Below are 11,431 nucleotides of genomic sequence, written 5' to 3'. Positions count from 1 at the left end.
CCTGGGGCGCGCGGGGGGGCGGGCTGATGGGTATAAGAGACGGCGCCGGCGGGGGGGGGGACTCGTCGGGCGCCGCCAGCAGCGTCGCATGAGCGTAGGGCACTCGGCGCATGGGCTCGGCGGCAAAGCGCAAGGTCGCCGCCGCCGCCTCCAGATAGCGATGCTCGCCGAGCAGATGTCCGAGCCGTTGGAGCACATGGGCGGCGACACCGTTGCCCGAGGGGATGGACTCGTCACCCAGGGGCTTAGGGCGGGTGATGAGGGCCTCGTGATCCGCGGCAGTGAAGTAAAACCCGCCCCGCGCCCCGTCGAAGAACTGCGCGAGCAGCACCTCCGCCAGCGCCACGGCCCAGTCCAGGTCGCTGCGGCGCCAGCGTACCTGCAGCACCTCCAGCAACGCATCCAGCAGCAGGGCATAGTCGTCCAGATAGGCGTCCAGGTGCGCCCTTCCGTCCTTGTAGGTGGCAAGCAGCCGACCATCGCGCCAAAGCGTTGCGCGGATGAAGCCAAGGGCACGCTCGGCGGAGTCGAGCAGGTCAGGGCGGTCCAGCGTGCGCGCGGCACGGGCCATACCTTTGATCATCAGCGCGTTCCAGCTGGTGAGGATCTTCTCGTCACGGCCCGGCCGCACGCGCGTCGCCCGCGCCGCAAGGAGCTTGGTCTTTGCCGAGGCGAGCAAGGATTGCGCGTGCTCTGGCTCGAGCCCCTGCTCGGCTGCGACGTCCTCGGGCGTGCGGTACTGATGGAGGTGCCAGCGGCCCTCGAAGTTCGGCGGGCGGTCAAGGCCGTAGACCGGCGTCAACAATGCCAGCTCCTCCGAGGTCAGCAGCTCGGCGATCTCCTGCTTGTCCCACACGTAGAAGCGGCCCTCTTCGCCCTCGCTGTCGGCATCCAGGCTGCTGTAGTAACCGCCCTCGGGGCTTTGCATTTCGTTGACAGCCCAATCGGCAGTGTCGGCGGCGGCGTTGCGAAAAATCCTCTCACCTGTGATCTGCCAGGCGTCGCAGCAGAGGGCCAGCAGCGGGCCGTTGTCGTACAGCATCTTCTCGAAGTGCGGGATCATCCAGTGATCATCCACGCTGTAGCGGCAGAAGCCGCCGGCGAGCTGGTCGTTCATGCCGCCGCGCACCATGCGCTCCAGGGTGAAACGCGCCATGTGCAGGGCCTGTGTGTCCGCCTCGCCACCCGCCGCCGTCGCCGCCCAGTGCCGGAACAGGAGCTCGAGGTTAGTGGGGTGCGGGAACTTGGGCGCTGAGCCGAAGCCGCCGTGCTCGGCGTCGAAGCTGGCGGCCAGTTGCCGGCGGGCGCCTTCCAGCGGCGCTGTGTCCGGCACGGCCGTATCCGCCTCTGGCTCCAGTGATGCCAGCGCTTCCATCAAGGAGTCGTTCTGCTGGCGGATGGCGTCGCCCTGCTCACGGTAAGCCCGCTCGATGCTGCCGAGCAGCTGCGCGAAGGCGGGCAGCCCATGGCGCTGCTCCTTCGGAAAGTAGGTGCCGGCAAAGAAGGGCTTTTGATCATCCGGCGTCAAGAACACCGTGAGCGGCCAACCGCCAGGGCGCCGAGCAAGCAGCTGATGCGCCGTCTGGTAGATGCGATCCAGGTCCGGGCGCTCTTCGCGATCCACCTTGATGTTGACGAAGAGCCGATTCATGAGCTCGGCGGTCGCCGCGTCCTCGAAGGACTCGTGCGCCATCACGTGGCACCAGTGGCAGGCGGAATAGCCGATGGAGAGGAGGATCGGCTTATCTTGCTGTCGAGCGAGCGCCAGCGCCTCCTCGCACCAGGGCCACCAGTCCACCGGATTCTCGGCGTGCTGTTGCAGGTAAGGGCTGGTGGTCTCGGCGAGTCGGTTGCGGGGGGCGACGGACATGGCGCGGGCTCGTGCTGGCAGCTGCTGGGCCCCAGAGCATGACGGCAGAGAACGCGCTTTTCCAACCCGCAGATGGTGACGAGCTCGCTGGCGCTGCAGGCGCAGAACACGGAATAAGGTAGTGCACGCCTGTCAGGCGTGCACCCGATCAGCGATGGGGGCGCAGCCGGCGAACATGCGAGCACACCCGACCCGGCCTGATAAGCTCATGGAGTTCTGCGGCGGCGCGCAGACGCCAGTCGCGGCGACCCCTGCAACCGTCAGGCGTCCCCATCCAGAGACGGCCGCTGCTGACGACGGCCCAGATTGCACTGCACTGTGACCTTGAGCGCCCCGCAGGTGTCACCCTTGGTGATGAACGGCATTCCGACCTCGCCGCCGAGACTGATCCCAAACTGCAGCGTCACCCGCTCGATGTCTGCATCCACCTCCTTAAGGCCGGCGACGCTCGCATCGACGAACCCCCGCAGCGTTTCCTGCACCCGAGTCAGGTCGGCCCGCAGCGAGGCCTCGCGACTCGCACGCTGATAGCCCATAGCGCTCATCGCAGAGCGCGGCACTGAGACCTCGTCATCCGTCTCCACCAGCACGGTGCGGCCCGCACCGAGATCCAATTCGATCAGTGTTGCCATATCACAGCAGTCGATTGCCAGCTCTTGGTGCGCGGGAGTGTAACTGATGCGATCGAGTACGCGTGCCCCGAAGCACCGGATACGCACAGCGCCTTGACCGGCGGCTCGGCGGGCCAGCGATGGGCAGACGCATGCGCACTGTATTGATCCGCGACAAGCGCTGCGCAAGGAGTTGGCGCTGCCTTGCGCGATGTCAGCGCAAGGTCAGCACAGAATGACTGATGCTCAAGGCTCAGCGCCGCGGCTCGGCAGCCCCGTCGAGTCGGCGTGTCTGGAGAGCAACGCATGCGAGCCCGCCCAACTCCGTCTTTGCGACACGCGCCGCGAGCCTGGCTCACCGCCGTTCGTGACCGGTTCCTGGCGATGCTGCTGCCCCTATGCACTGCCGCCCTCGCGCCAGCCGCCTGGGCGGATGCCGGCGGCTGGCCGACGCCGCCGGCCACCGCCGAGCCGCCGCCCCAAGTCTCCGGGCCGCTCCAAGGCGGCACCGCGGACCACACCAAGTTTGACGAATTAAAGGGCCCATTCGCCAACGGCTCGGAGGTGACCGAGGCCTGCCTCGGCTGCCACACCGAGACCGGCAAGCACTTCATGCGGAACATCCACTGGACCTGGTCCTACACGGACCCGAGCACGGGGCAGCAGCTGGGCAAGAAGTATCTGATCAACAACTTCTGCACCAACGCCCGCGGGAATGAGGGCATGTGCGCCCAGTGCCACGCAGGCTACGGCTGGAAGGACGAGTCTTTCGACTTCACGGACGAAACCAAGATCGACTGCCTGGTCTGCCACGAGACCACCGGCACCTACTACAAAACGCCCAACTCCGAGGGCAGCCCAGCGTGCAGCGTGATGTTCGAGGGCAAGCCGCCCATTGACTATGCCGCGGTGGCGCAGAGCGTGGACCTGCCGCAGCGAGCCAACTGCGGCAGCTGCCACTTCATGGGCGGCGGCGGCGACAACGTCAAGCACGGCGACCTGTCCTCCGCGCTGAAGCAGCCGCCGCGCACGCTGGATGTGCACATGGGCGTGGACGGGCTGAACTTTGCCTGCACCGCCTGCCATGTCACCACCAGGCATATCTGGGCGGGCAGCCGCTACAACGTGGTGGCGAAAGACACCCAGGGCACTGGGCTGCCGGGGCAGCGCACGGACGTTGCCACCTGCGAGTCCTGTCACGGGCTGTCGCCGCATCCGGTGGACTCGCTGGCCGGCTTCAAGCTCAACGACCATGTGCAGAGCGTCGCCTGTCAGACCTGTCACATCCCGGAATTCGCCCGCGGCGGCGTGGCCACCATCGTCGACTGGGACTGGCGCACCGCCGGCAAGACCCGCGACGGCGAAGGCTTTCACGAGGAGGGCTACATCCAGGGCAACGGCGAGCACCGCTACACCTACAAGTCTATCAAGGGCGATTTCACCTACGACGAGAATATCGTCCCCGAGTACGCATGGTTCGACGGCCAGATGGTCTACACCACCATCGACACCGCGTTCGACCCCAATGCGGAGGTCATCGAGATCAACGGCTTCACGGGCTCGCGGGAGGACGGGCGCTCGCGCATCTGGCCCTTCAAGCGCATGCACACCTGGCAGCCCTACGACAAAGGCCACGGCACCCTGGTCTACACCCACCTGTGGGGCGAGGACGACGCCGCCTACTGGGGCAACTACGACATGGCCGCCGCCATTGAGAAGGGCATGGCGGACTTCGGCCTGGACTACTCGGGCGAGTACGGCTTCATCGAGACCCTGTCCTGGTGGCCCATCACCCACATGGTGGCGCCCAAGGCGCAGGCCCTCGGCTGCGGCGACTGCCACACGCCCAACAACAGCCGGCTGGCGTCGGTGGAGGGCATTTACCTGCCGGGGCGTGATCGCAACCCCTGGCTGGATACCATCGGCACCATCCTAGTGTTCGGCACCCTGGCCGGCATCCTGGTGCACGCCCTGGTCCGCATCTTCTCGAAGCCCAAGGAGGCGCAGCACTGATGGCCCTGCACCGCGTCAAGATCTTCAGCCTGTTCGAGCGCTTCTGGCACTGGTCGCAGATGCTGCTCATCGTGGTCCTGCTCATCACCGGCTTCGGGCTGCACGGCTTCCACGGGCTGTTCAGCTTCGAAGACGCTGTGACCCTGCACACGGGCGCCGCGCTGACCCTACTGGTGCTCTGGGCCTTTGGCACCTTCTGGCTCTTCACCACCCGCAGCTGGCGGCACTTCATCCCCACCATCCATGGCATGTGGGGTGTGCTGCGCTACTACAGCTTCGGCATCTTCAAGGGGGAGCGGCATCCTTACCGCAAGGCCTACTGGCGCAAGCACAACCCGCTGCAGGCGTTGGCCTACACCATGCTCAAGCTGGTGCTCTTCCCGGCCATCTGGATCACCGGGCTGATCTATCTCTTCTACTTCGCCTGGCGCGACCTGCCGGATGCCACGACTTACCTCACCGGCGTCGCGCTGATACACACTGCCGCCGCCTTCGCCATCCTCGCCTTCGTCTTCATCCATGTCTACATGCTCACCACGGGGCACTCCTTCCGCGACCACGTGATGCCCATGATCACCGGCTTCGACGAGGTGGACCTGACCCCGGAGGAAGAGGCCTACCTGCGCAAGGATCAGCCGGAGGATATTCGTTAGACCCTCACCTTCGGCACCTGCGCAACGCGCGCACCGAAGAGAACGACCGCCGTCTGACAGTGCAGGTCGGCGATGGTGTCACTTTCCTCCTGGCTCCCAGGCTGCCCGGCGCCCGGTCTCCGGATCAGCTGTCCGGCGGCGCCTGCTCTTCGGGGTCCAGTCCGAGCGCCCGCAGCCTCCCCGCAAGCTCCTCGGCGCGGTGGCGGTCCGGCTCGGCCTCGCGCTCGGCGGCCAGGGCACGAAAGCGCTCGGCCTCGGCGCGTAGCCGCTCGCTCTCGGCGCGCTCGCGGTCGGCGCGCCAACCGGCCAGCACGAACTCGGCATAGACCGGATCATCGCGCAGGGCCTCGTCGGCGGGTTGAGCGAGCAGGTCGGCGAGCCGGAAGCGAAAGCCCGGCAGCACCCGCGGAAGCTGGATGCGTCGGCCAACCACCTCACAAATCAGTTTACACATATGGCGTAAGCCATTATAAAAAAGCCAGTCGCATGCATGACAACGTGCTCCGCGCCCAAGGACAGCACTGCAGTTCAACCCGCTGTCGGAGAGCGACGGGGTCGCCGATCGGACCCCGCGCTCATGCGAGCCTCGCCGCCACCACAAGAGGTGACCGAGCCATGCGCAGATTGCTGCTGATCGCCCTGTCGGCGGGCATCGCTGGCGCCACGCCGCCCGGCGGGCAGGAAACACCCGGCGGCGCGGGCTCGCCCAGGGTCGCCGGCGCCGCGCAGGGGGTCGCAACCGCGTCCATCTCCGCCGAGCCTGGCGGCCCGATCGCCGAGCCCTTCGCACTGCTCGGTGAGACCATCTCGCCCGGCGCCACCCGCAGGCTCGCCTGGGCCGGCACCGAACAGTTCGAGGGGGTGAGCATAGACACCCCGGTACTCGTCGCGCACGGCGCGGACCCGGGTCCGGTTCTCTGCCTCACGGCCGCGGTGCATGGCGACGAGCTGAACGGCATCGAGATCGTCCGCCGCGTGCTCGGTCATATGGAGCCCGGGGCGCTGAACGGCACCGTCGTCGGCGTGCCCATCGTCAACATCCAGGCCTTCAGAGACGGCAGCCGTTACCTGCCGGACCGCCGCGACCTCAACCGCCACTTCCCGGGCTCGCCCGGCGGCTCGGCGGCCTCGCGCATCGCCCATTCATTGTTCACCGAGGTGGTCCAGCACTGCGATGCGCTGGTGGATCTGCACACGGGCTCCTTCGAGCGCATCAATCTGCCGCAGCTGCGGGCCGACCTGAGCCATGCAGGCGTCGCCGCGCTCGCCCGCGGCTTCGGCGCCACCGTGGTCGTCAACAGCCAGCCCCGGGAGGGCACGCTGCGCGCTGCCGCGACCCAGGCTGGCATTCCCACCGTCACCTTCGAGGCCGGCGGGCCGGCGCAGCTCGAGCCCGATCAAATTGCGCATGGCGTACGCGGCGTCCATGCCCTACTGAACACCCTCGGCATGGTCGCGCAGACGCGGCCGTGGACGGACCGCGAAGCGACCTATGTCGACTCGTCCTGGGTGCGCGCCGATCGCGGCGGGATCCTGATGTCTGCGGTGGAGCTCGGCAAAGAGGTCCGGGAAGGCGACGTCCTCGGCCGCCTGATCGACCCCATCACCAATAAGACGACCCCCATCCACTCCCCCAGCGACGGCCGCGTCATCGGCATGGCCCGCAACCAGGTCCTGATGCCGGGCTTCGCTGCCTACCATCTGGGCCAGCAGGGCCAGATCCCGGACGATCGGCTGGCCCCACCCATGCCGGACAGCACGTTCTCGGACACCTCGGAGTGACGGGTTGGCCACGGCCGTCATCGCATGGCGGGCACCGGCTCGGCCAGTTGCAGGTCGATGAGCCGGACGAGGGCATACTTGCCGATGCGGACCTGTTCCGTCGCAGTGCTGCGGAAGTCAGCAGTCAGGAAGGCCTACACAGACGGCTTCCGCTCAACGGCCGGCGGTTGGACAATGCACAGATCCGAAACCAGCCGGAAACAGCGCCATGCAAGATCGAGCGGCCGCGAAACCCAAGTCAGCCACCCCGCTCAAGCGCAGCGGCATCGCGCGCCCGATGCGGCCCGCAACGCTCCCCGTGCGCTTGCGGAGCCTGACCTTCGTGATCCTGTCCGGTCTGCTCGCGGTGCTGCACGCGCCGCTGGTGTTCCTGACCGCCCCCTTTCTGAGCTTCGAGCAGCGCTACCGCTTCGTCAACATCTGGAGCGTGGTGATCATGTGGCTGCTCCGGCACCTGAACGGCGTGCGCATCGAAGTCCATGGGCGCGAGCATATCCCACAGGACCGCGGGGTGGTGGTCATGTCCAACCATCAGAGTCCCTGGGAGACCTTCTACCTTCAGCTCTTGGTCTCGCCGCAGGCTACGATCTTGAAAAAGGAGCTGCTCTGGATCCCCTTCTTCGGCTGGGGGCTTGCGCTGTTGCGACCCATCGCCATCGATCGGGCCGCCGGCTCACAGGCGCTGAAAACGATCCTACGCGAGGGCGCCGCACGGCTCGCCGACGGTATCAGCGTAACCATCTTTCCGGAGGGCACCCGGCAGCCGCCCGGCACCATCGGGCACTTCAACTCCGGCGGGGCTATGCTCGCGACGCGCTCCGGCGCGGACGTGCTGCCGGTGGCGCACAACAGCGGCGACTGCTGGCCCGCCCGCTCTGTCATGCGCTATCCGGGCAGGATTCGGCTGGTGATCGGGGAGCCCATCTCCTCCAAGGGCAAGTCGGCCAAAGCACTGACCGCGGAGGTGGAGCAATGGATCCAGGCACATTACCCGGGCCCGTTATCCGGGGCAGGGGGTGGCGTCGGCCGGGTGAGCTGAGACGCCCGGGTGCCGGCCGCTATCAGGTGTCGGCGTTCAGTTCTCGAAGGTATTGCACGCGGCCAGGGTGCCGTCCTTCACCCCGCGGGCGAACCACGTCACCCGCTGTTTCGAGGTGCCGTGGGTGAAGGTGTGGGGGATCGCAAAGCCCTGAGCCTGCTTCTGCAACCGGTCGTCGCCGATAGCGGCGGCGGCCGTCAGGGCCTCTTCCAGATCGCCCGGCTCCAGCATGGCGAACTGCCGCTGGGCGTGGTTCGCCCAGACGCCAGCGTAGCAGTCGGCCTGGAGCTCGAGGCCGACCTGGAGTTGGTTCTTCTGCGCATCCCCGCGCAGGCGTTGCTGCGCGCGCTGGACCTCGTTCAGGGTGCCGGCCAGATTCTGGACGTGGTGGCCGATTTCGTGGGCGAGCACATAGGCTTGTGCGAAATCGCCACCGGCGCCCTGCTCGCGGCGCAGGTCCTCGAAGAAGCCGAGGTCGACATAGACCTTCTGGTCCACCGGGCAGTAGAAGGGCCCCATGCGGGAGTCGGCCTTGCCACAGCCGCTGGTGGTCGCACCCCGGTAGAGCACCAGTGTCGGCGGCGGATAGCGCAGCCCGGCATCGGCGAAAACGTCTGCCCAGACTTCCTCGGTGTCGGCGAGCACGGTCTTGACGAAGGCCGCGAGCTCGTCCTCCTGCGCGCTGCTGGTCGCTGCGTAGCGATCGCCGCCGGTGAGCGAGCCCGGGTTCAGTGAGCTGCCGAGCCAGATGAAGGCGCCGACGGCGAGAATGGCCAGGCCGGCCTTCGAGCGCAGCAGGCGTTTGACCAGGGGCCAGAGGAACAAGATGGTCCCAAGCGACGGCAGACGGGCGGACCCCATAGGACTCGCGCCGGTCTGGGCACGCCGATCATCGACGTTCGTACTTTGCCTACGATCACGCCATCTCATCGGCTTCTTGGAAATCAGTCGTGGGAGGGCCGCGGAGCGGGACTACCGTGGTCGCCCGTCGGGAGACCACCGCACCACCGGCGCCGCTCAGCCAGCGGCCGTCTTGAGCGGCGCTTCGTCAGTCTGCTGGGCCTCCAGCTCCGCCCGGTACGCCGCATTGACGCGGTCGCGGAGCTCCTTGCCGGGCTTGAAGTGGGGCACGTACTTACCGGCCAGCGCGACGGAATCACCGGTCTTGGGGTTGCGGCCGATCCGCGGCGGACGGTAATGGAGTGAGAAGCTGCCGAAGCCGCGAATCTCGATGCGCTCGCCGGTGGCGAGGGCGGCGCTCATCTGCTCGAGGATGCAGCGCACGGCGAGCTCGACGTCCTTACAGGCGAGATGGCTTTGCTGTTCGGCCAGGATCTCGATGAGCTCGGATTTCATCATGATGGATCACCCCAAAAAGCTGGGCAGGTTCCTTAGAAAACGCCGGATTTTTGGCCAGGATGGCCAATCGATCGACATCTCCTCAGTTGCCGCCCGCTGTCGTGTCAGACGGCAACCATTCTGCGCTGGAGACTGCGCCGGACCGTGCGATTGGACGACGGGCCGGCGCTGACGCTCAGTCCTCCTTCGCGGCCTCCTCCATCTGCTGCTTGAGGATGTCGCCGAGGGTCGCCGTGCCGGCCTGGGCCTCGCGGGCATAGCCCTTGATGGCGGCCTGCTCGTCGGCCATATCCTTCGCCTTCACGGACAGGGAGATGGTGCGGTTCTTGCGGTCTACGCCCATGAACTTGGCTTCGATCTCCTCGCCCTGCTTGAGCACTTGGCGGGCGTCCTCGACGCGGTCGCGGGAGATCTCGGAGGCGCGCAGGTAGCCTTCCACCCCATCGCCCAGATCCACAACGGCACCCTTGGCGTCCACCTCGGTAATTGTGCCCTTGACAATACTGCCCTTCTCGTTCAGCGCGACGAAGCTGGAGAACGGATCCTTGTCCAGTTGCTTGACGCCGAGGGAAATACGCTCGCGCTCCGGGTCCACCGACAGCACCACGGTCTCCACCTCGTCGCCCTTTTTGAAGCGGCGCAGGGCCTCCTCGCCGGACTCGTCCCAAGAGATGTCGGACAGGTGCACCAGGCCGTCGATGCCGCCGTCCAGGCCGATGAAAATGCCGAAGTCAGTGATGGACTTGATCTGGCCGCTGACCCGGTCGCCCTTCTTATAGGTTGCCGAGAACTCGTCCCAGGGGTTGGACTGGCACTGCTTGATGCCGAGCGAGATGCGGCGGCGCTCCTCGTCGATGTCGAGGATCATGACCTCCACTTCGTCGCCGAGGGCAACCACCTTGGACGGATGCACGTTCTTGTTGGTCCAGTCCATCTCGGAGACGTGCACCAGGCCCTCGACGCCCTCTTCGATCTCCACGAAGCAGCCGTAGTCGGCAATGTTGGTCACCTTGCCGAAGACGCGGGTGCCCTCGGGATAGCGCCGGGAGATGTTGACCCACGGGTCCTCGCCCATCTGCTTGAGGCCGAGGGAGACGCGCTGGCGCTCGCGGTCGAACTTGAGCACCTTGACCATGACTTCCTGGCCGATCTCGACCACCTCGGACGGGTGCTTGACCCGGCGCCAGGCCATGTCGGTGATGTGCAGCAGGCCGTCGATGCCGCCCAGGTCCAGGAAGGCGCCATAGTCGGTGAGGTTCTTGACCACACCGTTGAGCTCGAGACCTTCCTCGAGCTTCTCCAACAAGGCCTCGCGCTCGGCGCTGTATTCTTCCTCGACGACGGCGCGGCGGGAGACGACGACGTTGTTGCGCCGGCGGTCCAGCTTGATGACCTTGAACTCCAGGTCCTTGCCTTCGAGGTAGGTGGTGTCCCGCACCGGACGGACATCCACCAGCGACCCCGGCAGGAAGGCGCGGACATTGCCGAGCTCGACGGTGAAGCCGCCCTTGACCTTGCCGTTGATCATGCCGGTGACGGTTTCGCCGTCTTCGAAGGCCTTCTCCAACTGGTCCCAGGCGGCGAAGCGCTTCGCCTTCTCGCGTGAGAGCCGGGTGGTGCCGAAGCCGTCCTCGACGGCATCCAGGGCCACCTCCACGTCGTCACCGACGGCCACCTCCAGGTCGCCTTCCGGCGAGATGAACTGGTTGCGAGGGATGATGCCCTCGGTCTTCAGGCCGGCATTGACGATAACCACGTCTGGCGTGATGTCCACCACCTGGCCGGTGATCACGGTGCCCGGCTGGAGCTGGGTATTGGTAAGGCTCTCTTCGAAGAGTTCGGCAAAGCTTTCGGTCATGAGGTCGGGTTTTCCTGGCCGGACGGGTGACTCGTTACGCCTTAGCAGCGCGCGCTGCGGGGGCGGCGTCGTGACGGCTGGGCCTGCGGCTCAGCGGCCGCGCCCTTGCGTCACCGAGCATACTGCCCGGCCTGTTCCTGTGCTGATGCATGGGTGAATGACAAGCCGGCGGTATAGCGCCGACAACTTAAGGAAGCGCCGATTTATTGGCGCTTCCCGTGTGGGGCAGGATGCCCCGCCATTTTC

General features: G+C 66.6%; 10 protein-coding genes. 4 read left to right on the top strand and 6 right to left on the bottom strand.

Annotated features, from left to right (window positions below; translation table 11 throughout):
* On the bottom strand, positions 1 to 1,870 hold a 1,870-nt coding region (locus I6U14_RS15150; RefSeq protein WP_296900355.1), incomplete at its 3' end, for a thioredoxin domain-containing protein.
* Positions 1,871 to 2,130: 260 nt separating this feature from the next.
* On the bottom strand, positions 2,131 to 2,502 hold the full coding sequence (locus I6U14_RS15145; protein ID WP_296900354.1) for a CU044_2847 family protein: 372 nt from the start codon (positions 2,500 to 2,502) through the stop codon (positions 2,131 to 2,133).
* Between the two features lie 363 nt (positions 2,503 to 2,865).
* Between I6U14_RS15145 and I6U14_RS15140 the strand changes: the two genes are divergently transcribed.
* Positions 2,866 to 4,494 carry a tetrathionate reductase family octaheme c-type cytochrome gene (locus tag I6U14_RS15140; RefSeq protein ID WP_296900356.1) on the top strand — a complete coding sequence of 543 codons (1,629 nt, stop codon included), beginning with the start codon at positions 2,866 to 2,868 and terminating at the stop codon, positions 4,492 to 4,494.
* A complete protein-coding gene (locus tag I6U14_RS15135; RefSeq protein WP_296900353.1) occupies positions 4,494 to 5,147 on the top strand; it encodes a cytochrome b/b6 domain-containing protein in 654 nt (217 codons plus the stop codon). The genes I6U14_RS15140 and I6U14_RS15135 overlap by 1 nt, the downstream gene beginning before the upstream one ends.
* 124 nt (positions 5,148 to 5,271) lie before the next feature.
* Here I6U14_RS15135 and I6U14_RS15130 read toward each other — a convergent pair whose 3' ends face one another.
* Positions 5,272 to 5,601: a hypothetical protein gene (locus I6U14_RS15130; protein WP_296900352.1), complete on the bottom strand. Its 330-nt coding sequence runs from the start codon at positions 5,599 to 5,601 to the stop codon at positions 5,272 to 5,274.
* Between the two features lie 161 nt (positions 5,602 to 5,762).
* On the opposite strand from I6U14_RS15130, the gene I6U14_RS15125 reads away from it, so the two are divergent.
* Positions 5,763 to 6,929 carry a succinylglutamate desuccinylase/aspartoacylase family protein gene (locus I6U14_RS15125; protein WP_296900351.1) on the top strand — a complete coding sequence of 389 codons (1,167 nt, stop codon included), beginning with the start codon at positions 5,763 to 5,765 and terminating at the stop codon, positions 6,927 to 6,929.
* Between the two features lie 208 nt (positions 6,930 to 7,137).
* Positions 7,138 to 7,968, top strand: coding sequence for a 1-acyl-sn-glycerol-3-phosphate acyltransferase (locus I6U14_RS15120; protein ID WP_296900350.1), 831 nt, complete (start codon positions 7,138 to 7,140; stop codon positions 7,966 to 7,968).
* A 36-nt stretch (positions 7,969 to 8,004) separates the two neighbouring features.
* Here I6U14_RS15120 and I6U14_RS15115 read toward each other — a convergent pair whose 3' ends face one another.
* From I6U14_RS15115 to rpsA, 3 genes are all read right to left on the bottom strand, one after another.
* Positions 8,005 to 8,898 carry a neutral zinc metallopeptidase gene (locus I6U14_RS15115; protein ID WP_296900349.1) on the bottom strand — a complete coding sequence of 298 codons (894 nt, stop codon included), beginning with the start codon at positions 8,896 to 8,898 and terminating at the stop codon, positions 8,005 to 8,007.
* Between the two features lie 87 nt (positions 8,899 to 8,985).
* Positions 8,986 to 9,327 carry an integration host factor subunit beta gene (ihfB, locus tag I6U14_RS15110; RefSeq protein WP_296900348.1) on the bottom strand — a complete coding sequence of 114 codons (342 nt, stop codon included), beginning with the start codon at positions 9,325 to 9,327 and terminating at the stop codon, positions 8,986 to 8,988.
* 175 nt (positions 9,328 to 9,502) lie between these two features.
* Complete coding sequence (rpsA, locus tag I6U14_RS15105) at positions 9,503 to 11,185, bottom strand: 30S ribosomal protein S1 (RefSeq protein ID WP_296900347.1); 1,683 nt, start codon at positions 11,183 to 11,185, stop codon at positions 9,503 to 9,505.
* Between the last annotated feature and the right edge of the window lie 246 nt (positions 11,186 to 11,431).

Origin of the sequence: Thiohalocapsa sp. (genome assembly GCF_019695415.1) — a bacterium.
Taxonomy (GTDB): domain Bacteria; phylum Pseudomonadota; class Gammaproteobacteria; order Chromatiales; family Chromatiaceae; genus Thiohalocapsa.
This window is presented reverse-complemented; position numbering and strand designations above follow the sequence as displayed.